Origin of the sequence: Sulfurospirillum sp. 1612, assembly GCF_036556685.1 — a bacterium.
In the GTDB taxonomy this organism is placed as follows: domain Bacteria; phylum Campylobacterota; class Campylobacteria; order Campylobacterales; family Sulfurospirillaceae; genus JAADIZ01.
Genome location: NZ_CP140614.1, coordinates 159,693 through 180,935 on the forward strand (window position 1 = coordinate 159,693; position 21,243 = coordinate 180,935).

General features: G+C 40.0%; 16 protein-coding genes and 1 riboswitch. Of the genes, 11 read left to right on the forward strand and 5 right to left on the reverse strand.

Annotated features, from left to right (window positions below; genetic code table 11):
* The first annotated feature begins 21 nt into the window (after window positions 1–21).
* Window positions 22–411, forward strand: coding sequence for a DUF779 domain-containing protein (locus SFB89_RS00835; RefSeq protein WP_331775060.1), 390 nt, complete (start codon window positions 22–24; stop codon window positions 409–411).
* Between the two features lie 3 nt (window positions 412–414).
* On the opposite strand, the gene SFB89_RS00840 is transcribed toward SFB89_RS00835, so the two are convergent.
* A complete protein-coding gene (locus SFB89_RS00840; protein WP_331775061.1) occupies window positions 415–849 on the reverse strand; it encodes a hypothetical protein in 435 nt (144 codons plus the stop codon).
* A 250-nt stretch (window positions 850–1,099) separates the two neighbouring features.
* Here SFB89_RS00840 and aspA point away from each other — a divergent pair, with 250 nt between their 5' ends.
* A complete protein-coding gene (gene aspA / locus SFB89_RS00845; protein ID WP_331775062.1) occupies window positions 1,100–2,509 on the forward strand; it encodes an aspartate ammonia-lyase in 1,410 nt (469 codons plus the stop codon).
* On the opposite strand, the gene SFB89_RS00850 is transcribed toward aspA, so the two are convergent.
* A complete protein-coding gene (locus tag SFB89_RS00850) occupies window positions 2,506–3,138 on the reverse strand; it encodes a hypothetical protein (RefSeq protein ID WP_331775063.1) in 633 nt (210 codons plus the stop codon). The genes aspA and SFB89_RS00850 overlap by 4 nt on opposite strands.
* A gap of 193 nt (window positions 3,139–3,331) precedes the next feature.
* Here SFB89_RS00850 and SFB89_RS00855 point away from each other — a divergent pair, with 193 nt between their 5' ends.
* A complete protein-coding gene (locus tag SFB89_RS00855; protein ID WP_331775064.1) occupies window positions 3,332–4,063 on the forward strand; it encodes a hypothetical protein in 732 nt (243 codons plus the stop codon).
* On the opposite strand, the gene SFB89_RS00860 is transcribed toward SFB89_RS00855, so the two are convergent.
* The gene (locus SFB89_RS00860; protein WP_331775065.1) at window positions 4,056–4,859 is read right to left on the reverse strand and encodes a sulfite exporter TauE/SafE family protein; all 804 of its coding nucleotides are present in this window, start codon (window positions 4,857–4,859) and stop codon (window positions 4,056–4,058) included. The two genes, SFB89_RS00855 and SFB89_RS00860, sit on opposite strands and share 8 nt — an antisense overlap.
* A 114-nt stretch (window positions 4,860–4,973) precedes the next feature.
* Here SFB89_RS00860 and SFB89_RS00865 point away from each other — a divergent pair, with 114 nt between their 5' ends.
* Window positions 4,974–8,090: a bacteriohemerythrin gene (locus SFB89_RS00865; protein WP_331775066.1), complete on the forward strand. Its 3,117-nt coding sequence runs from the start codon at window positions 4,974–4,976 to the stop codon at window positions 8,088–8,090.
* Window positions 8,091–8,094: 4 nt separating this feature from the next.
* Here the strand turns inward: SFB89_RS00865 and SFB89_RS00870 are convergent, their stop codons facing one another.
* Window positions 8,095–8,658 carry a DNA-3-methyladenine glycosylase I gene (locus tag SFB89_RS00870; RefSeq protein WP_331775067.1) on the reverse strand — a complete coding sequence of 188 codons (564 nt, stop codon included), beginning with the start codon at window positions 8,656–8,658 and terminating at the stop codon, window positions 8,095–8,097.
* A 111-nt stretch (window positions 8,659–8,769) separates the two neighbouring features.
* A riboswitch (TPP riboswitch) is annotated at window positions 8,770–8,879 on the forward strand.
* Window positions 8,880–8,935: 56 nt separating this feature from the next.
* On the opposite strand from SFB89_RS00870, the gene thiD reads away from it, so the two are divergent.
* The 7 genes from thiD (at window position 8,936) to SFB89_RS00905 (ending at window position 20,022) form a co-directional block, all read left to right on the forward strand.
* Window positions 8,936–9,730: a bifunctional hydroxymethylpyrimidine kinase/phosphomethylpyrimidine kinase gene (gene thiD, locus SFB89_RS00875; RefSeq protein ID WP_331775068.1), complete on the forward strand. Its 795-nt coding sequence runs from the start codon at window positions 8,936–8,938 to the stop codon at window positions 9,728–9,730.
* 5 nt (window positions 9,731–9,735) lie between these two features.
* Window positions 9,736–10,947 (forward strand): putative hydroxymethylpyrimidine transporter CytX, encoded by a 1,212-nt coding sequence (gene cytX, locus SFB89_RS00880; protein WP_331775069.1) that lies wholly within the window; start codon window positions 9,736–9,738, stop codon window positions 10,945–10,947.
* A complete protein-coding gene (gene thiM, locus SFB89_RS00885) occupies window positions 10,926–11,741 on the forward strand; it encodes a hydroxyethylthiazole kinase (protein ID WP_331775070.1) in 816 nt (271 codons plus the stop codon). The genes cytX and thiM overlap by 22 nt, the downstream gene beginning before the upstream one ends.
* A 76-nt stretch (window positions 11,742–11,817) precedes the next feature.
* Window positions 11,818–13,014: an NAD(P)-dependent oxidoreductase gene (locus SFB89_RS00890; RefSeq protein WP_331775071.1), complete on the forward strand. Its 1,197-nt coding sequence runs from the start codon at window positions 11,818–11,820 to the stop codon at window positions 13,012–13,014.
* A 187-nt stretch (window positions 13,015–13,201) separates the two neighbouring features.
* Window positions 13,202–16,573 (forward strand): transglutaminase family protein, encoded by a 3,372-nt coding sequence (locus SFB89_RS00895; protein WP_331775072.1) that lies wholly within the window; start codon window positions 13,202–13,204, stop codon window positions 16,571–16,573.
* Between the two features lie 36 nt (window positions 16,574–16,609).
* Complete coding sequence (locus tag SFB89_RS00900) at window positions 16,610–19,072, forward strand: circularly permuted type 2 ATP-grasp protein (RefSeq protein WP_331775073.1); 2,463 nt, start codon at window positions 16,610–16,612, stop codon at window positions 19,070–19,072.
* Complete coding sequence (locus SFB89_RS00905) at window positions 19,072–20,022, forward strand: transglutaminase family protein (RefSeq protein WP_331775074.1); 951 nt, start codon at window positions 19,072–19,074, stop codon at window positions 20,020–20,022. The genes SFB89_RS00900 and SFB89_RS00905 overlap by 1 nt, the downstream gene beginning before the upstream one ends.
* Here the strand turns inward: SFB89_RS00905 and SFB89_RS00910 are convergent.
* Window positions 20,017–21,225, reverse strand: a complete 1,209-nt coding sequence (locus SFB89_RS00910; RefSeq protein WP_331775075.1) for an MFS transporter — start codon at window positions 21,223–21,225, stop codon at window positions 20,017–20,019. The two genes, SFB89_RS00905 and SFB89_RS00910, sit on opposite strands and share 6 nt — an antisense overlap.
* Window positions 21,226–21,243 lie beyond the last annotated feature (18 nt).

Below are 21,243 nucleotides of genomic sequence, written 5' to 3' on the forward strand. Positions count from 1 at the left end.
CTCCTTTTAAGGAGATAAAAGATGGAAAAAGTGAAACGACTCGTCGCGACTCCCGAAGCACTGGAAGTCATTGAAATGCTCAAAAAAGAAAATGGTGAATTGGTTTTTAATCAAAGTGGCGGTTGCTGTGATGGTACCGCGCCTATGTGCTATGAAAAAGGTGATTTCCACATTCCTTCAAGAAATGTCAAACTTGGTGAAATCGGGGGATGTGAGTTTTTTATTGATAAAGACCAATTTGAATATTTTCGCTACTCCCAAGTTATCGTTGATGTTAAAAAAGAAAACGGCGCCTTTGGCAATTCCTTTTCTCTTGAAATTGATTTGGGGTATCAGTTTATCACCCGCTCGCGCATTTTTACTGATGAGGAGAATAAGGCCTTACAAGATAGTAATCTTACCTCCTCTTAAAGCCTACATCAATTTACTATAGACAATGTAGGTAATTATAAATCCAAACGCAGATGATGCGATTAAAGGGGCACCGTATAAGAAAGCGGCAAATACTTTAATCAAAATACTTTTTTTGATTTTGAGTAAAAATATAATAAGAGAACCGATAAATGTCGTCAGAAAGATGTATAAGAATACTTCTACCAACGAATGCCCCGCTTTAAAAAAGCCAAAATAACTCATGAAAATAGTAAAGACAAACATCACAGAAAAATAAAAAGTCACATTGCTTTGTGTGTTGTAACGTTCAAAGTTTTCATTGATGGTCATCTCACTCGCTTTGAAGCCATTTTTTTCATGCCTTCTTTTTGCTTCGATGGCCTTTTTTTCGAAGTATAAAAAGACAATGACGCTGATGATGACGCCGATAAATACCAGTGGAAATAATTGTGCCATGAAAACTCCTCTTTTAAAATAGATGTAACTTAGCTTTATTATAATATAAAAAACTATAATATTTATTAAAAATAAAATTAAGAATGAAAAAAGTGTGCGTCGTGATACTATCGGTGCAATAAGACCAAAATATGATGATATTTTGGTGATAGTTTAAATTCTGATAAAGTGATGTTATTATGTACAAAATTATAGTAAGAATCGCATCAAAAAGTTTTATAATTCCAAGGATAAAATATTAGGAGACACAGTGAGAACAAGAATCGAACATGATTTAATCGGTGAAAAAGAGATACCCAATGACGTATATTATGGTGTACAAACAGCCAGAGCGATGGAAAACTTTCATATTACAGGGGTGCGGTTGTCGCGTTTCCCTACTTTCATTGTTTCGTTAGCGAAAGTTAAAAAGGCCGTGGCTTTGGCAAACTTTGAATTACAGCTTTTGAGCGAAGAAAAAGCCGAGGCAATTTGCAAAGCTTGTGATGCTATTATCGAAGGAAAATATCATGATCAATTTGTCGTTGATATGATTCAAGGGGGTGCAGGAACTTCTACCAACATGAATGCCAATGAAGTGATTGCGAACATTGGATTAGAATTTATGGGACACAAAAAGGGTGAATATCAATACCTCCATCCTAATAATGATGTCAATCTCTCACAATCTACCAATGATGCTTATCCTACTGCTATCAATGTCAATCTCTATGAAAAATTGATAGAGTTTACCGAATCCTTAGCCGTAATTCGTGATGCATTTTTTAATAAAGCCTCAGAATTTAAAGATGTGATTAAGATGGGACGAACCCAACTCCAAGATGCTGTGCCGATGACATTAGAGCAAGAATTTCGAGCTTATGGTATTATGATTCATGAAGATATTTATCGTGTGAGTGAAACATTGCGCTTGGTCAAAGAGATTAATTTAGGCGCTACAGCGATTGGTACAGGGATTAACACCCACCCTGATTATGCCAAGACGGTAGAGGCGAAATTGCAAGAAGTGACCCATCGTCCTTTTGTGACAGCAGAAGATTTGGTAGAAGCCACACAAGGTACGGGAGCTTATATTCAAATATCAGGCGTACTCAAACGTGTCGCAACAAAAATGTCCAAAATTTGCAATGACTTGCGTCTTTTAAGTTCGGGTCCTAGAACCGGATTTGGAGAGATTAATCTCCCCGCAATGCAACCGGGTAGTTCTATTATGCCAGGCAAAGTCAATCCCGTGATTCCAGAAGTCGTCAATCAAGTATGTTTTCAAGTAATCGGAAGCGATGTAGCCGTGACCATGGCAGCAGAAGCGGGACAGTTACAACTCAATGTTTTTGAACCGTTGATTATCTACAATCTGAGCAACTCAATCAATATGATGAAAAATGCCTTTGAAACCTTAGCGTATAAATGTGTTGATGGGATTACCGCCAATAAAGAGCATTGCTTGGATTTGGTGCTCAATAGTATCGGATTGGTGACAGCGCTCAATCCGTATTTAGGATATGAAAATTCGACTCTTGTGGCCAAAGAAGCGCTCAAAACAGGAGGTTCTGTTTATAATATTGTTTTAGAAAAAGGTTTGCTCTCCAAAGAAGAGTTGGATGAGATTATCAAACCTGAAAATATGATTAGTCCTAAAAATATTACAACAAAACATTAAGGCAAGGCTTCCTCTTCCATCGCCATCATCAAAAATCCGGTAAAGGCGGCATTTTCAAAGCTGAGTGATTTATGAACCAGCGCTTGCATCTTTTTTAGTGTTTTAGTGTAGGCTACATAAAAGTCATACGAAGGTCTTGGTTTGTACACAAGCCCTTCGAGTTCGAAAAATTTGATGATATTTTTAGTCGTTGTCGGTTTGATAAAAAAATTTTTGTTTCGTGCATAGTAGTAGGGAATCAGCGTGATGATAGACCATTTGGCCAGTCGGTGAATCAAGAGGACATCTACCATACTCTCAAAACCGGCTCTTTTATCACCGTGTATGAGTTCATATAACCCGATGGAGAGCATATCTTTTTGCTCGTGCCCCATGCCTTTGATCATATCGCGTACTTTGGGTTTTTCAAACAGCGAAACAAGTGAGGAGCGAGAGACGATTTTCGTAAAATTTTCGCAAATGAGTTCGGGATTGGCAAATTGATCGGGGGCAAACAACGTACGCACATGCGCTTCTACTTTTGCGGTATTATGTCGTTTCATGACAGGTTGTAGACCAATATCTTCAAACCCTTTGGGATAGAGCTCGAAAAAGTATGCCTGGGTATTTTTGAGTTTTTCTATATTCATGAGATTACCTTTATAAAAAGGGTATTTTATCATTTTCTTATCAATAAGTTTGATTTTCAAAAAGTTAAGAGATATTTGAGCGCGAGATTTTGGATTTCTAGGCGTTATTTCTCTTCTTCTATATCAGCACTTTTTTATATGGGCTATTGTAAACTCTTTAGTATTATTAACAAAGATTATAGAGGAGTACCTTATGAGATTACTATTGATGATGGCGGTGATAATCGGGTCACTTTGGGCACAAACAGATGAGAATCCGAGTATGATGATTACAAAAACGCAAACATTTACCGCAACGGTTGCGCCTGATAAACTCTCTACAAAACTTGTCTTTAATATCATAGAAAAGGATTATACCAAAACATCCCAGACGCTCACATCGCTTTCTCATATACTAAAAAAGCATGAAAAGATTTGTAAAAATAGTGGTTACATGATCAACAAAGCTATGGAGTGGGACAGTAAAGCGCGCAAAAATGTCTTTATAGGATATCGTGGTGTGCTCACTCTTGAGTGTACCTATGACCAAGCCAGTCAGATTGAAACAGTCTATAACGAACCGGCAATCAAAAGTATGATTGCGCGAAACAAAAACGTGAGTGTCTCCAATTTTGGAACGCAGTGGATTGTCTCACAAGAGACGCTCAAAAAGCAACAAGATGCATTGCAAGAGCAGGCTATTATCTTTAGCAGTGATTTTGAAACGCGCCTTTCGAAACTTTTGAAACGCACTTGTATGACTAAAAATATCAGCCTTATAGGGGTACAAAATCAGCCAATGCCGATGATGAAACACGCCGTGATGCTCTCTCGCAGCGCGGCATCAGACCGCATTGAAGCTGCCCAACCTTCAAAACAAGATTTGACGCTACGTTATCGCGCCCGTTATGTGTTTACTTGTGTGCCAAAAAGCGTGCTTAAATAAAAGAGCTGAGCATCTTAATACTGAGTGTGATGAGTAAGAGTGCAAAGATTCTCTTCGTGATTTGTACCGGTAAAATATGTGTTAATTTGACGCCGATGGGTGCGGTAAAATAACTACAAAAAGCGATGATAAAAAAGGCAGGAAGTGAGACATAACCAAAGACAAGATGACTCATATTGGTGTGATCCCAACCGTTGATGATATAACCTAGTGTCCCACTAACGGCAATAGGAAATCCAATCGCCGCACTGGTACCGATTGCTTTTTTTATATCCACATTTTGCCAGATGAGATAAGGCACACTCAAAGACCCTCCTCCGATGGAAACTAACGCAGAGATAGCCCCGATGATGGACCCTGAGAAAAATTGTCCAGGGGCATTCAAGAGTTTTCGACTTGGTTTTGGTTTTTTGTTCAAAAACATTTGTATGGAAACATAGGCCATAAAGATAGAGAAAAATATTGCCAGATAAAAAGAGCTTAAAACCGAGGCTAAAAAAGTCGCCAAAAACGTACCGATTAAAATCCCTGGCGTCATCATTTTGACGACATCCCAAATCACGCCCCCACGTTTATGGTGGGCTCTCAAACTCGCAAATGACGTGATGACGATGGTCGCCATCGAAGTTCCAAGTGCCATATGGACGACCTCAGCGGGTGCCATACCTTGCATCAAAAAAAGCGTGGTGAGTGTGGGCACGATGATACCACCACCCCCAATACCCATAAGCCCCGCGGCCACGCCGACAAATGAGCCTAGGATAATATAATAAATGATAAATTCAAAACCGGGCATGTAGATTCCTTTGAGCGATGTTACATTATTTTGAAGTATCATATCGTTTGTATTTAAATATAATCTTAAATTGGGTATGATGTATTAAAGAAAATTTTCGATAAAAGTGAAGCCATGAAAACAATTGATATTTTTCCTTGGGATGATCATTTTGATACGGGCATTGATGTAATTGACCAACAACACCGAAAATTGGTCGCGATTATCAATGAGTTGGCGACGCAAGTAGCCTATAGCACAAAGATAGAAGACCTCAGTAAAATTTTTGATGAATTGGTTGCTTATACTTTATATCACTTTGCAACAGAAGAAGAAATCTGGAATACTTATATTCCCAATGATCTCTTAAAGCAACAACATCACGCCGGACATGCTGATTTTGTTGAAAAAGTAAAATCCTTTCAGATAGAACAACAGGACAAATCACTCGACCTCTTAGCAGATGAAGCACTGAGCTTTTTGACCAATTGGTTGGCGGTACACATTTTGGATGTGGACCGATATATGGCTCATGTGGTTTCGGGTATCATGAAGGGATTAAATCTCACCGAAGCCAAACATTATGCCAAAGAGCAGATGAGCGGTTCGAGCCGCGTTTTAATCAACATTATTTTATCGATTTACAGTACGCTATCGACCAATACGATTCATCTGTTGCATGAGTTGAAAATTCACAAATCGTATGAAGAAAAAGTCGCCTATCAAGATAAATATCGCAAACTTCTTTTAGAACTTTCCGCATCATTTATCAATATTCCCTTAGAAAAATTAGAGGTTACGATTCAAGATGCCCTTGAAAAGATGGCCGCATTTGTGGGTGTCAATCGCGCTTATATTTATGATTATGACCCTAAAACCGATCTGTTTTCAAATACGTACCGTTGGCATGTGGATGACAAAGCGATGGATACGCTCAATCCTGTTTTAGAGGATATCCTCCTTAGGTTCAAAACATCACATCACTGTGGCGATTATCTCTGTTTGGACAATCTCTCCTCTATTGGTATCAATCGTTTGATTGCGATTCCTTTGTTGCAAGGAGGGGTGTGCAAGGGTTTTATCGGATTTGATTCCTCAAAAAAAGAGTATAAACTCAAACAAGATGATATTGAGTTATTGACGCTTTTTGGCCGACTTTTGAGCAATGTGCATGAACGACGTGATATTGAGATGAAACTCTCTCATGAGCGCATCATGTTAGAAGCGATTTTGGACAATGCTCCTTTGGGTATTTGGATGACAGATATAGATGGTAAGGTCAAATTTGTTAACAAGACCTATTGTGATATCACCGGGATTTCAGAAGAAGAATTTCTAAATGCAGAGCACTATACTTCATTGTTCCCAAAAGAGGTAAGCTCAGGTTGTCTAAATTCCGATAAAGAGGTTCTTTTATGTGATAAAAAAGCGCACAGTTCTATTGAAACGCTTCCCATGAAAGATGGTAAAAAACGACTGCTTGAAATCACAAAAGTCAAAGTCTTGGATGAAAATGGACACATTGGAATTATCGGTTTGAGTACTGATATCACAGAGCGTCATGCCCAGCAGCAGCATTTGGAATATATCGCGCATTATGATACGCTGACAAAGCTCCCCAATCGTGTATTGTTATCTGATCGTTTGAATCACGCCTTAGCGCAAGCGGACCGACACCAAAATTCACTCGCTGTGGTCTATTTGGATTTGGACGGATTTAAATATATCAACGACCAATACGGTCATGAAAGTGGGGATTTGTTTTTGAGTGCCATGGCACAACGGTTGCAAAAAACGCTTCGCAAGATGGATACGATTGCACGATTGGGCGGCGATGAGTTTGTCGTCATTTTGCCTGATCTTAAAAATCATAGCGATAGCATTCCTCTTTTGGAGCGATTATTACAAGCAAGTTCAAAAAAAATTATTATTAAAAATACAGAACTCAATGTTTCGGCGAGTTTGGGGGTGACTTTTTTTGATGCGGGTGATAAGATAGATGCTGATCAACTGTTGCGACAAGCCGATCATGCAATGTATCAAGCTAAAATTTCCGGAAAAAACCGCTACCATATTTTTGATTTAATCAAAGATGAAAAAATACGTACGAACAACGAACAGATAGAAGAGATCAAAACAGCTTTATCTCAAGGGGAGTTTGTGTTGTATTATCAACCTAAAGTCAATATGCGAAGTGGTGAGGTTTTGGGTGTTGAGGCATTGATTCGGTGGAACCATCCTCAAAGAGGGCTCTTGGCTCCTTGTCACTTTTTGCCGGTCATGGAAGGACATCCTCTATCCATAACTCTTGGGTCATGGGTATTAGAAACGGCCATGCAACAGATTGAAATATGGAAAAAACAGGGAATATTTATGAATGTGAGCGTCAATATCGATGCCTTGCAATTTCAAAATCATGATATTGTAAAAGAGCTAGAGATGCTCCTCTCTTCTCATCCTCTTGCTCATAATGCTATCTCTTTAGAAATTCGAGAAACCAATGCACTTGAAGATATTATTCATGTCATTGAGGTGATGCAAGCGTGTCAAAAACTTGGTATTTCATTTTCTTTAGATGACTTTGGGACGGGATATTCCTCTTTGACCTATCTCAAAAGATTGCCGGTCAAAGAGCTCAAAATCGATCAAACTTTTGTTTGTGATATGCTAGAAGATACCGATAATTTTGTGATTTTAAATGGTATCTTGGGACTTGCTAAAGCGTTTCACAAGGAGATTATTGCTGAGGGCGTTGAGAGTATTGAGCATGGTGTCATGCTGTTGCGTATGGGATGTGACAGAGCACAAGGCTATATCATTGCCCATCCGATGCCTGCAGATGAAATCGCTCAATGGAGGGAGACATGGAAACCTGATATTCGGTGGGAAAAGAGCCATGCATTGTCTCCTGAACATATTCCCTTGATACAAGCGGCGATGGAACATCGATCTTGGATTTCAAGTATCAAAAATTATTTGAGTGTGCCACATCAACAGATGCCGGTTTTAAATCATGCTGAATGTGATTTTGGTACCTGGCTTTATAATCAAGGCATCGCACAATATCATGATAATCCACACGTGCAAAAAATCCAAGAGATTCACAATCGTATTCATGATGAGGTGCATGATATCATTCACAAATTTCACTCTCACACTTTAAAAAATATTCCAAAGAAGCTTGAGTACATTGATCAATGCAGTCGTGAATTGGATGATGCGTTAGAAGAGTTTATTGAGAGTTTGGTTTGAAAATTTATGCCAAGTGGCACCAGCATCCTATCTCATGATCATTCACCATGCCACATGCTTGCATAAAGGCATAAAGGGTCACCGAGCCGACAAATTTAAAACCGCGTTTTTTGAGATCTTTGGTCATAGCATCTGAAATTTTGGATTGGGTTAAGGCCTCTTTGGCATCATGATGATGATTGATGATGGCGCGACCTCCTACATAATTCCAAAAATAACGATCCAGTGAGCCGTATTCCTTTTTGATTTTCAAAAAACCTTTGGCATTGTCAATGATGGATTCAATCTTCGCTCTGTGTTTGATAACCTGACCGCTCTCAAGAATCCGAACGACATCTTTTTCTCCATATTGTGCTACGTTTTCCAATTCAAACCCTTCAAATGCCTCACGGTATCCTTCGCGTCGTTTGAGTATCATGAGCCAGCTAAGACCCGCACTTTGGGTTTCCAGACAAAAGAGTTCAAAAAGCGCACGATCATCATGAAGCGGTTTGCCCCACTCTTTATCATGATACTCCACATAAAGAGGCTCATTAAGCTTGACCCAGCTACAGCGTTGTTGGTGCATCAGATTCCTTTCTTTTGGAAAAATATAAATAATCTATCATGATAACATAAGAGCGTTGAGAATGATAGGCTTGAAAATAAGTAGAAATCATTGTATAATCGGACACTATAAAATTAGTGCTAGGAGTGCCGGGAAAACCGGCTGAGATAAAGAATAGTGATTCTTTGACCCTTTCACCTGATCTGGGTAATGCCAGCGTAGGAAAGCCAAATTGACACACCATACTTTCACCATCTCTTTTCTCTCTTTTCACTAATCTTTTACTATAAGGAAGATTATGAAACATTGTCTAACCATCGCAGGTTCCGATAGTAGCGGAGGCGCGGGAATTCAAGCGGATTTAAAAACATTTAGTGCGCACGGTACCTTTGGGATGAGTGTGATTACTGCGGTGACCGCTCAAAATACCCAAGGGGTCTTTGATGTGCAAGATATCTCCCCCTCTACTATTGCCAAACAGATTGAAGCCATTTTTGATGATATTCGCGTCGATGGTCTCAAAATCGGTATGGTCTCCCGTCCCGAGACGATTGAGGTAATCGCCACAACACTTCAAAAATACTCCCTTCCGCCACTTGTTGTGGATCCGGTCATGATTTCAAAAAGCGGATTTGACCTGCTTCAAAGTGATGCCAAAAAAGCATTGATTGAGCTGTTGGTTCCCATGGCAACCATCATCACGCCCAATATCCTCGAAGCTGAAGTGATGCTCAATCATAAAATAAAAACATTAGAAGATATGATGGATGCGGCCAAAGAGCTCCATGCTTTTGGCTCTTCTTATGTACTGATCAAAGGAGGGCATCACATCGAAGATGCTACCGATGTGTTGTTTGATGGCTCCCACGTGTTTTGTTTAACAAAAGAGCGCATTGATACGATCAATACCCATGGTACCGGATGCACGCTCTCATCTGCCATTGCAGCCAATTTGGCACAAGGGATGAATGTGCGTGATGCGGTGGATGCCGCCAAAAAATACATCACAGAAGCGATTAAACAAGGCTTTGCGATTGGTCAGGGTGTGGGACCGGTGCATCATTTTTATAATTTTTATCACAATCAGGAGTAGAATATATGAATCAAGATACGATGAGGCTAAGTGGCTTCCAACTTTTTGCGCTATGGTTTGGCGCAGCGATTTCATTGGCAGAGATATTTACCGGTGGATTTTTGGCGCCTTTGGGCTTTATCGATGGATTAAAAGCGATTTTATTGGGACATCTCATCGGTGGGATTGTGCTGATTTTAGGAGGGGTGATTGGGGCTAACAGTAAGTTGCCTGCGATGATGAGTACGCGTATTTCATTTGGAAAATATGGCTCATATCTTTTTTCACTTTTTAATGTTTTGCAACTCATCGGCTGGACGGCGGTGATGATTATCTCAGGAGGACGCGCGGCCAATGAGCTAGGAAAAAGCCTTTTTGGCTTTGATAATATCCTAAGCTGGTCTTTATTGATTGGCATTTTGATTCTTTTATGGATTCTGTTAGGGAAAGAGGGCTTTAAAAAACTCAACGTCATTGCTGTTGTGTTACTTTTTGCTTTGACCTTGCTACTTTGTTTTGTTGTTTTTAGAGAAAGTAGCGTCTTTCAAAGTGCTAATAGTGGCAAGATGAGTTTTGGCTCAGCGTTAGAACTCAGTGTCATCATGCCGCTCTCTTGGCTCCCGTTAATCGCCGATTACACCCGATTTTCACAGAAAAAAAGCACGGGACTTTTGGGGAGTTTCTTTGGGTATTTTCTGGGCAGTTCTTTGATGTATACCATCGGTTTAGCCGTGGCGATTTACTCCAAAGATGGTGATGTGACGGTGATGATGAGTGCGATGCATCTGGGATTTTTTGCCTTGTGTATTGTCCTCTTATCGACGGTCACGACCACATTTTTGGATGCCTATTCTGCGGGGGTAACCTTTTTAAATGTGTTTCCAAAGTTCAGTGAGCGAACCGTTGCTTTTGTGATGGGGTTGATTGGTTTGGTGATTGCCATCGTCGCACCGATTGAAGAGTATGAAAACTTTCTTTATGCGATTGGTTCAGTGTTTGCGCCACTTTTTGCAATCTTATTGAGCGATTATTTCTTTTTCAAAAAAGAGCGTATTGACGAAAACCTTAACCTACATATTGGGGCATTGATAATTTGGGCTATTGGGGTTTATTTATATTATCAGTTTATAACATTAGACCTCTTAATTGGAGCGACATTACCGACGATGTTAGCCACGGCGTTATTGTTTGTGATAACTAAAAAAGGAATAAAAACATGGATATTAGAACAGAAATAAATCAAGCATTAGAGAAAATCAAAAGAGAAAAACCGCTCATCTATCATATCACCAATTATGTGACGGTGAATGATTGTGCTAATGTCGTTTTGGCTATTGGTGCGAGTCCCGTGATGGCCGATGAGGTGCAAGAAGTGGCCGAGATGGTGAGCTTTTGTGGGGCATTAGTGTTAAATATCGGTACTAGCAATACCCGTGTATTGGAGTCTATGATTGTAGCCGGACGGGCTGCTAATGCCAAAAATATCCCCGTGATCTTAGACCCGGTGGGTATTGGTGCTACTGCGTTTCGGTTTAAATCCGTAGAAAAATTGATGCAAAATGTCAAATTTAGTGTGATTCGAGGCAATATGGCTGAGATCAAAACCATCGCAGGGCTAGAAGCCAAAAGCGCAGGGGTGGACTCTTTGGAAGATGAGAAAGAGAGCCCTAAGATTGCGCAAGCCTTGGCGAAGCATCTTGGCTGTGTGGTTGCCATCACGGGTCAAATAGATAGTATTTCAGATGGAGAGCGTACCTATCTTTTGAGTAATGGACATAGTAATCTTTCCAAAGTCACGGGGACGGGGTGTATGAGTAGCTCTTTGATAGGAAGCTTTTTAGGTGCAAAAAACACTCCTTTAATCAGTGCCATCGGGGGTATTTGGAGTATGAGTATGGCGGGAGAGATGGCAGTAACACAGTTAGATGATATTCATAAAATGGGAAGTTTTCGAATCCTTTTGATGGATGAAATCGGTCAGTTAAGGGGGGAAACTTTTGATAAAAGAGGTAAAATAGAACAATATAAGTAAATTATTTTATACTTAATATGCTTTTTATCTTTAAAAATGTACAATGGCGAAACATTAAACTTCGTGAAGGACTATGATGAACAAATACGCAATAAAGTTAGCCCAAACGTGTTTGGGATGTAAAAAGCCATCGTGTCAAACCGGTTGTCCTGTCAATACTCCTATTGCGGAGATGATTCGACTTTTCTTAGCAGGCGATATCAAAAAAGCAGGACAAATGCTGTTTGATAACAATCCTCTTTCTGTTATTTGTTCGTTAGTTTGTCCTCATGAAAAACACTGTGAAGGGCATTGTGTGCTCAACAAAAAGCAAACAGCGGTGAGCGTGGGAAGTATTGAAAACTATATTTCTGATTTGTATATTAATGATGTGCAAAATACCAAACCTCAGACTAACGGGCACAAAATCGCCATCATCGGGAGCGGACCGGCTGGGATTGCATTGGCTTTTATTATGGCGACCAAAGGGTATGAGATCACGATGTATGATTCTAATGATAAAATTGGAGGCGTATTGCGCTATGGTATTCCAGATTTTAGACTCAACAAAGAGACGCTTGATATTTTAATTACCAAACTACAGCAACTCGGTGTCATCATCCGCCCAAATATCACCATCGGGAAAAATATCACGGTGAGTGACTTTTTTAGAGATGGCTTCAAAGCCGTGTTTATCGGCACAGGGGTTTGGTCTCCTAAGAAGCTTGATATCAAAGGCGAGAGTTTGGGGCATGTGCACTTTGCAATCGATTATTTGAAAAGTCCAAGTGTCTATCGTCTTGGGAAAAAAGTTGTCGTTTTGGGTGCGGGTAATGTCGCCATGGACGTAGCAAGAACGGCGGTGAGAAATGGGGCACGAGAAGTTTATATTATGTATCGTAAGGGTATGGATGATATCCCTGCCTCCAATCATGAAGTCGAATGTGCAAAGATTGATGGGGTAAAATTTGAACTTTATAAAGAGCCTAAAGAGATTAATGAAGAGGGCGTGATTTACGCAAGTACCAATAACGAAGAGTCAGGAATGTTAGAAGCCGATTCTGTTTTGGTGGCTATCAGTCAAAATCCAAAAGATAATATTAGTAAAAGTACCAAAGAAATTGAAGTTGATGGTAGGGGCTTAGTTATTGCCGATGAGAATGGCAATACAACCATGAAGGGGGTCTTTGCCTCTGGAGATGTTGTGACGGGCGCCCGTACCGTTGTCGAGGCTGTGGCCTTTTCCAAGCGCGTAGCCGGTGCGATTGAAGCGTATATCGACGCACAAGAGTAATATCATAGAATAAAATCGTACAAGAGTATCAAATGGTTATTTTTTGATGCATGATTTACTATCTTCATCTATCATATAAGATAGAATATCATTCTAGCCCTATTGATTCATAATAACGTGTAAAATTCAGTCTTTAATGTTATAATGAATCATAAATAAGCTAATCACTTGATACTTGGAGGATACTATGGCATTAAAAGTTGTTATTTCACATAAGACACATTACAAATATGACCGATACATTTCACTCTCCCCTCATGTCATCAGGCTTCGCCCTGCTCCTCATAGCCGAACTCCGATAGAGAGTTATTCGCTAAAAATCACGCCAAAAGAGCATTTTATCAATTGGCAACAAGACCCTTTTGGCAATTATCTTGCCCGCATTGTATTTCCTGAAAAAGTCAAAGAATTTGGGATTGATGTTGAGATTATTGCCGACCTTATTACGATTAACCCTTTTGACTTTTTTGTGGATAAGAGTGCCGAAGCGTATCCTTTTAAATACTCAAAAGAGCTCAAAAAAGAGTTGATTCCCTATCTTGAGATTACTGAAAATGGAAAATTATTAACCAAGTTTCTAAAATCTTTGGATCTCAAAAAACAACCCATCAATGATTTTTTGGTCTATCTAAACACTGAAATCAATAAATATTTGAATTATACAATTCGACTTGAAACCGGTGTGCAGACATGTGAAGTCACACTGGATAAGAAGCTAGGTAGCTGTCGCGATTATGCGTGGCTGTTTGTTCAAGTGCTGCGCCATCTTGGACTTGCGGCACGATTTGTTTCGGGTTATTTAGTACAATTAAAAGCTGATGTGAAATCTCTAGACGGTCCGAGTGGGCCGGAAGAGGATTTTACCGATCTTCATGCCTGGACTGAAGTTTATATCCCCGGAGCGGGGTGGATTGGTCTTGATTCTACCAGTGGTTTGTTTGCTGGCGAAGGACATATTCCACTGGCGTGTACGCCATCATTTGAGAGCGCGCATGCGATTGAGGGATTGAGCGATAAATGTGAAACAGAATTTGAATATTCCAATACCGTGACACGTATTTTTGAATCTCCGCGGGTGACAAAACCGTATCGAGAAGACCAATGGAAGGCGATCTATAATCTTGGATTTACGGTTGATGAAGAGCTTGAAGCAAACGATGTGAGACTCTCCATGGGAGGGGAGCCGACTTTTGTGTCGATTGATGATATGGAAGCGGATGAGTGGAACACCAAAGCCGATGGCCCTCATAAAAGAGAGTTGGCAGATACGTTGGCTCGCAAGCTTTTGGGCTCCTTCACAAGAGGGGGATTGCTACATTATGCACAAGGCAAATGGTATCCAGGAGAAGCATTGCCACGGTGGCAAACTTCGATTATTTGGCGTAAAGATGGTAAGAAAATTTGGAAAAACCCTGAACTTTTTGCCGATATGAATAAAACCTACTCTTATACAAACAAAGATGCTTCAAAATTTATGGATATGCTGGCATTGAGTTTAGGCATTAGCCCTAAAAATGTACTGAAAGCTTATGAGGACCCTTATCATTATATTATAAAAGAAGCAGAACTTCCCCTTGATGTGGATCCCTTAAAAGTAAATCTTAAAGATTCTCTAGAGCGACAAAATATCGCTAAAGTGCTCTCACGTGGGCTCAATGAAGAAGTCGGCTATGTGTTGCCTTTGAACTTTGGTGAGACAAAATGGCTGAGTTCGGGTTGGTCTTTTAGAAGAGGGGCGCTGTTTTTGATTCCGGGTGATTCTCCGATTGGATTGCGACTTCCTATGGATTCTTTGGTTGAAAAACCCAAGGCGGAACTCCCGCTTCATTTTGAGCCTGATCTTTTTGCAGACGTTCCAGGTTTTGACAATGTGCGACACAATGTGCGTGAACGTTATGAGCAGATGATTCACACAAAAGACCCAAAAGATGATATGTTTGTCCGAACGGCCATTAATATTGAAGTGCGTGAGGGGAAATTGTTTATTTTCTTGCCCCCTTTAAATCATACGCAAGCCTTTTTGGATTTGATGGCGAGTATCGAAAGTGTCGCTAAGAAGCTTGATATCAAAGTCGTTTTAGAAGGGTATGAACCCGCGCATGATCTCAGAATTGACCGCATCAAAGTGACACCAGACCCGGGTGTGATTGAAGTCAATATTCAGCCGGCGACATCTTGGAAAGATTTAAGTGATAATTTACTCACCCTCTATGAAGATGCCAGACAATCACGACTCGGAACAGAAAAATTTATGTTAGATGGCAAGCATACCGGAACGGGTGGGGGAAATCATGTCACCATTGGGGCGCTGAGACCCGAAGATAGTCCCCTTCTTAGACGTCCGGATTTGTTGCGCTCATTGATTACCTTTTGGCAACACCATCCAGGGCTTTCTTATCTCTTTTCGGGAACCTTTATCGGGCCTACTTCTCAAGCACCGCGAGTGGATGAGGGGCGGTTGGAAAATCTTTATGAACTCGAGATTGCCTTTTCACAAATTCCTGAAGATGGTGAGGTGCCGTTTTGGTTGACAGATCGATTATTCCGTCATATGCTCACAGACATCACCGGTAATACCCATAGAAGTGAATTTTGTATCGATAAACTCTACTCTCCTGATTCTTCGAGTGGACGTCTGGGGATTTTAGAGCTTCGGGCATTTGATATGCCACCACACCAACAAATGGCACTATTACAAATGCTACTCGTGCGCACCCTTGTTTCCCTATTTTGGCGCAAACCTTACAAACACAAATTGGTGCGTTGGGGAACACAGCTTCATGATAAATTTTTGTTGAAGCATTATGTCCAAGAAGATATCAGAGATATTGTTGAATTTTTAAATAATGAGGGTTATCCTTTTAGGTTGGATTGGTTTGATCCATTTTTTGAATTTCGCTTTCCGCTTTATGGTATGGCAACGGTTGAGAATTTTCATCTTGAACTTTGCGCTGCTATTGAGCCGTGGCATGTTTTAGGCGAGGAGAGCTCCTCACAGGGGACTTCACGATATGTGGATTCCTCTTTAGAGCGGGTTCAGGTCAAAGTGAATCATTTTATACCTGAGCGTTATGTTCTGACGTGTAATTCTATCGTTGTACCGCTGAGTCCGACGGGAGTTGAGGGGGAATATGTCGCCGGTGTGAAATACAAAGCATGGCAGCCATGGTCCGCCTTGCATCCGACTATTGGTGTAGATACCCCATTGGTTTTTGATGTGGTGGATAAATGGAATCAACGATCAATTGGTGGGATGAGTTACCATGTTGCCCACCCCGGTGGACGTACGTATGAGACTTTTCCTGTGAATTCGTATGAAGCAGAATCAAGAAGAATCAATCGTTTTTGGGATTTTAATCATACTCAAGGTGAGGTAGAATATGTCTCTTCTGCTGTGGTACAACAAAGTCTTGTGGATGTCAATGGCGCCAAAAGAGCGGTGGTGACAACAGAAACACCTCACAATCAAGAGAAAAAACGTTTCTATTTTCAAGAAGTCGCACAAAGTTTGGAATATCCCAATACATTAGATTTAAGAAGAAAGTGGGCCAAACAGTAGATGTCGATTTTTAAGGAGTACCATCAAACATCATCGATGAATGAGATGTATGATCACGAACATAATATCAATGAACATTGGCGCGCCATATCTGAAGATATTGAGCGTGCCGGTATGGATGTGTTAAAAGAGAAACAAAATGATATTAATTGGTACCTTGAAGACAACGGCGTGACCTTTAATATTCACAATAGCACAGATATTGCCAATAAACGCACTTGGAATATGGATCCGATTCCTTTTGTGATAGCAAATCAGGAGTGGGAAGAGATTAAAATAGGGCTCAAGCAAAGAGCGAAACTTTTCAATCTTATCTTTAAAGATTTGTATGCCCAACAGCGATTGATTAAAGAAAATATCATTCCTGCTGAGGTGATTTTCACGCATCAAGGCTATGCTAGTGAAGTTTTTGATTTTGGGTTTAAAGAGGACTTTCTTCTCTATTTTTATGCTGTCGATATGGCGCGAGGACCGGATGGGAAAATGTGGGTTATAAGTGATAAAACCCAAGCACCATCGGGTCTGGGATATGCGATTGAGAACCGATCCACGATGAATACGATTAGTAAAGATCTCTATCCTGATATTTTTACTAAAAAGCTCTATCCTTTTATTGAATCATATAAAAATTTACTGCATCAATTGAGTGGTGGTGATATCTCAACCGCAGCGCTTTTGACTTCAGGTCCTCATAATGAAACCTATTTTGAACACTCCTATCTAAGCTCAGTTTTGGAGATTAATCTAGTACAAGGCAATGATTTATTATGTAAAAATGGTTCAGTTTGGCTGAAGAGTCTAAGTGGACTTAAGAAGATTAATACCATTTTGCGACGGATGGATGATCGCTATTGTGATCCTTTAGAATTGAAAAATGATTCTAAACTCGGCGTGGCGGGTTTAACTGAAGCCATGCGTCAAAATAGTGTGAATATGATTAATCCTATCGGTAGTGCCATTTTGGAAAATGTGGGACTCAACCCCTTTATGGAAAAAATTTGTGAATATTTCTTGGGGGAAAAGCTTATCTTGCCTCAGATTGCTACTTGGTGGTGTGGTCAGAAAAAAGAGCTGGATTTTGTTCTGAAAAATTTGGATCATTTGATAATCAAAAAGATTGATAAAACCGATGCAATAAAGATCTATTTTGGAAGAAAACTCTCATCTGAAGAACGCGCGCATTTGTCTGATTTATTGATAGAAAATCCACATAAATATGTCGCACAAGAGGAGATTAGTTTCTCTTGTGTGCCTTATCTCACTCCCGAAAAGATTGAATCTAGAAAAGCAGTCGTGCGGGCATTTTGCCTCAAAGAAGAGGAAGATTACAGCGTTATGGATGGGGGATTGGTTCGAGTTTCTGCCAGTCAAGATCCTCTGATGGTCTCCTCTCAACAAGGAGGAACGAGTAAAGATTTGTGGATTTTAGGCGATGCGAGTGATGACATCAAAATTCCCAATCTTTTACCGTATTCTCGCTATGTGGAAACTTCGATTGATAATATTTCAACCCCTAAGGCAGAAAATTTATTTTGGTTGGGGCGCTATCTCTCCCGTTCTATCGCCACGACACGATTGATTAATCATCTTATTAAAAAAATTATCAATTTTTACCGGGATGAAGTGAGCACGCCAAAAGAGTCTCAATGGGTTTTACAAAATGCACTGACGCATATGACGATGACCTATCCTGGGTTTTTGGATGAACAAAATAAATACAATTTACAGCGTTTTCCTATGGGGGAAATCGTCTCGGTAATCAAAGAGGCAACCCGTACTGGGTCTTTGGCCTTTACCTTTTCGATGCTTGCTAATACCAATTTGAATTTAAAAGATTTATTGGCGTTTGAGTCGTCTAAATTGTTTGATAAGATGGCAAAAGAGTGGTATGAATTTATCAATAGAAAAGGGGATTCTACCTTGATTATTGCGCATGAGTTGGATAAATTTTTTATCTACTTAGTCGCGTACAAAGAGTTTGTGAGAGAGAGTATTTTTAAAGAACAAGGGTTGATTCTCTATGATATTGGCTACAAGATTGAAGCGGCCATGCTACTGATCTCCAAGGCTCGCTCTTTGTTGTGTCAGAAATTTGATCGGATTGTCTCTCATGATGTTTTGGAAGGCATGTTGCATTCGGTGGAGAGTTTTAATGCTTATCGTGCGATTTATCGCAGTTCATTGACACTCGAACATGTGGTTGATTTTCTGATTTTAAGCCCGCAATTTCCAAAATCTTTGACGTTTATCACTACAGATTTGTTGCAAGATTTTACCCTCTTGCCCAAGGCAAAAACTGCGACGATGGAATATGAAAAATCCATGCTCCAAGCACAAGAATTGCTTCAAAATCTCGATGTGCAAACTTTGATAGCACTCCATGGCAATGATGGTATTTATACCCATCTAGATCACGCATTGCATCAACTCTCAGAATTTTATATACAGTGTTCAGATGCCTTTTCAAATACCTATTTTTCACATTATGATGAGCAATAATGATTTATAACATTTATCACAAAACAACTTTTGATTACCAAGGGATGGTGAGTTTTAGCCACAATATTGCACGATTAAAACCCAAAGATACGCCATTTCAAAAACGCCATTCTTATGCTTTTGAAGTCAATCCTGCGGTTTATGAATCTAGAGAATTTATCGATATTTTTGGCAATACCAATACCCATATTTTGGTACGAGAACCACACCATTCTTTGAGTGTGACGGGGATTTCGACGGTTGAGGTTTTTGAGAAACAAATTGAAGACAATATCGCTCATTTGAGAGAGAATAGTATCACCTATGATGCGGCTATCAAGAGACTTTCTGCCTTTCATCATGAAGATATCGATGCGAAAAGATTCCTTTTTGAATCCGCATTGATTTCAAATAGTGCTAAAGATATCAAAAATTATGCCCGAGAATCTTTTCAGAACAGAAAAGACCTCTTTGAAGCCACCGAAGCGTTTATGGGACGTATTTTCAATGACTTTGAATTTGTTTCGGGTTTTAGTGATGTGATGACTCCGGTGGAGAAGATTTTTAAAGCCAAAAAAGGGGTCTGTCAGGATTTTGCACAACTTGCAATCGCCGCACTACGCTCTATTGGGTTGCCGGCAAAATATATCAGCGGCTATATCGAAACCATACCACCGGAGGGACAAACAAAACTCTTTGGAGTAGATGCCTCTCATGCTTGGTTTAGCGTCTACATCCCCGGTGCCGGTTGGGCAGATTTTGACCCGACTAACAATTGCATTCCTAAAGATCAACATATCATTTTAGGGGAAGGACGAGATTATCATGATATAGCTCCTTTGAAAGGCATCGTCTTTAGTAGTGGGAGCAGTAGATTGTCGGTGGTCGTAGATGTACGCCAAAAAGCGCATCATGATGACCCCGGTGAAGAGCCTCATATCGTGATGAGTCAGCACCAATCTCAATCATGATGTTTGGGTATTATCTATTGTGATTTTTTGTAAAACGGTTTCAAACCCTTTAGTTGGATTTTCAGGAATAAAAAATGACAAAAGCAAAGAGAGTACCCCAATACCCGCGCCAATCAAGAATACCAATGAATAAGAGTGTAACCACAAAAGTCCTAAAAGTGCCGGTAGAAAAACGGCCGCGATGTGATTGATGGTAAAACTAACAGCTGATGCTGTGGCAATATCTTTGGGATCTGCGATTTTTTGAAAATAAGTCTTCAAAGCGATGGCCATCGAGAAGAGCAAATTGTCAAAGATATACAATCCATAGGCGATATGCAGGTCATGAACCCAAGCATAAGAGACAAAAATCACAATCAAGCCAATGTATTCCAATCTCAGTGCTAAGCGTTCACCAAAATGTGCGATTAACTTGCCAATTTTTGGGGCGAGATATATGGTGAGCGCGGAATTTACAAAGAGCATCATGACCATATTATCGATATCAACGCCGAATTTTTGCACGAGTAAAAATCCTGCAAAAACCACGAAAATTTGTCTTCTCGCTCCCGCTAAAAAGGTCAATACATAAAAAAGCCAATACTCTTTTTTTAGTTTGAGCTTTTTCTCTTGAATGACGGTCTCTTTGAAATGCGCAAAAAATACCCAAGAGAGCAGACCAATGAGCATCGTCGTGGACCCAAAAATCAAATACACTTGCGAATAATCCAAATGGAGATATTTCATCAAAGTATAGATTGCAACAAAGACAAAAAGCCCGACAAAAGATCTAACGGCATTAATCTTCCCTAAGATAATCGGTGCGGTTTTTTTCTCTAGCCATTGCAGGCTCAAAGATTGATTTAGCGTCTCTAAATAGTGAAACCCTAAAGACATCACAACCGTTGTCGTATATAATCCTATGGGCTTTGGAAAATATCCGGTCAATGCTGTGCCAGCACCGAGTAATATCATAGAGAGATAAACGAGCTTTTGTTGGTGAATAAAAAGAAGCACCAAGACAACACTAAAAGCTAAAAGTCCGGGAATCTCACGCAAACTTTGCAGGATTCCTATCTGTTTTCCATTGAAAGAGGCCACTTCGATGACGAAGTTGTTCAAAAGAGAGGTCCACGCAGAAAATGAGATAATCGAAGCGATAGATATGGTGTATAGCAGTGCTTCTTTTGAGGTACAAAACCGAATCCATGTTGTTTTTTTCAAGATAACTCCGAGAATAAA

What these genes read in the sequence shown, in the direction of transcription:
- SFB89_RS00835 (WP_331775060.1), top strand. Translation starts at nt 22, where the DNA reads ATGGAAAAAGTGAAACGACTCGTCGCGACTCCCGAAGCACTGGAAGTC.
- SFB89_RS00840 (WP_331775061.1), bottom strand. Translation starts at nt 849, where the DNA reads ATGGCACAATTATTTCCACTGGTATTTATCGGCGTCATCATCAGCGTC.
- SFB89_RS00850 (WP_331775063.1), bottom strand. Translation starts at nt 3,138, where the DNA reads ATGAATATAGAAAAACTCAAAAATACCCAGGCATACTTTTTCGAGCTC.
- SFB89_RS00855 (WP_331775064.1), top strand. Translation starts at nt 3,332, where the DNA reads ATGAGATTACTATTGATGATGGCGGTGATAATCGGGTCACTTTGGGCA.
- SFB89_RS00860 (WP_331775065.1), bottom strand. Translation starts at nt 4,859, where the DNA reads ATGCCCGGTTTTGAATTTATCATTTATTATATTATCCTAGGCTCATTT.
- SFB89_RS00865 (WP_331775066.1), top strand. Translation starts at nt 4,974, where the DNA reads ATGAAAACAATTGATATTTTTCCTTGGGATGATCATTTTGATACGGGC.
- SFB89_RS00870 (WP_331775067.1), bottom strand. Translation starts at nt 8,658, where the DNA reads ATGCACCAACAACGCTGTAGCTGGGTCAAGCTTAATGAGCCTCTTTAT.
- thiD (WP_331775068.1), top strand. Translation starts at nt 8,936, where the DNA reads ATGAAACATTGTCTAACCATCGCAGGTTCCGATAGTAGCGGAGGCGCG.
- cytX (WP_331775069.1), top strand. Translation starts at nt 9,736, where the DNA reads ATGAATCAAGATACGATGAGGCTAAGTGGCTTCCAACTTTTTGCGCTA.
- thiM (WP_331775070.1), top strand. Translation starts at nt 10,926, where the DNA reads ATGGATATTAGAACAGAAATAAATCAAGCATTAGAGAAAATCAAAAGA.
- SFB89_RS00890 (WP_331775071.1), top strand. Translation starts at nt 11,818, where the DNA reads ATGAACAAATACGCAATAAAGTTAGCCCAAACGTGTTTGGGATGTAAA.
- SFB89_RS00895 (WP_331775072.1), top strand. Translation starts at nt 13,202, where the DNA reads ATGGCATTAAAAGTTGTTATTTCACATAAGACACATTACAAATATGAC.
- SFB89_RS00900 (WP_331775073.1), top strand. Translation starts at nt 16,610, where the DNA reads ATGAATGAGATGTATGATCACGAACATAATATCAATGAACATTGGCGC.
- SFB89_RS00905 (WP_331775074.1), top strand. Translation starts at nt 19,072, where the DNA reads ATGATTTATAACATTTATCACAAAACAACTTTTGATTACCAAGGGATG.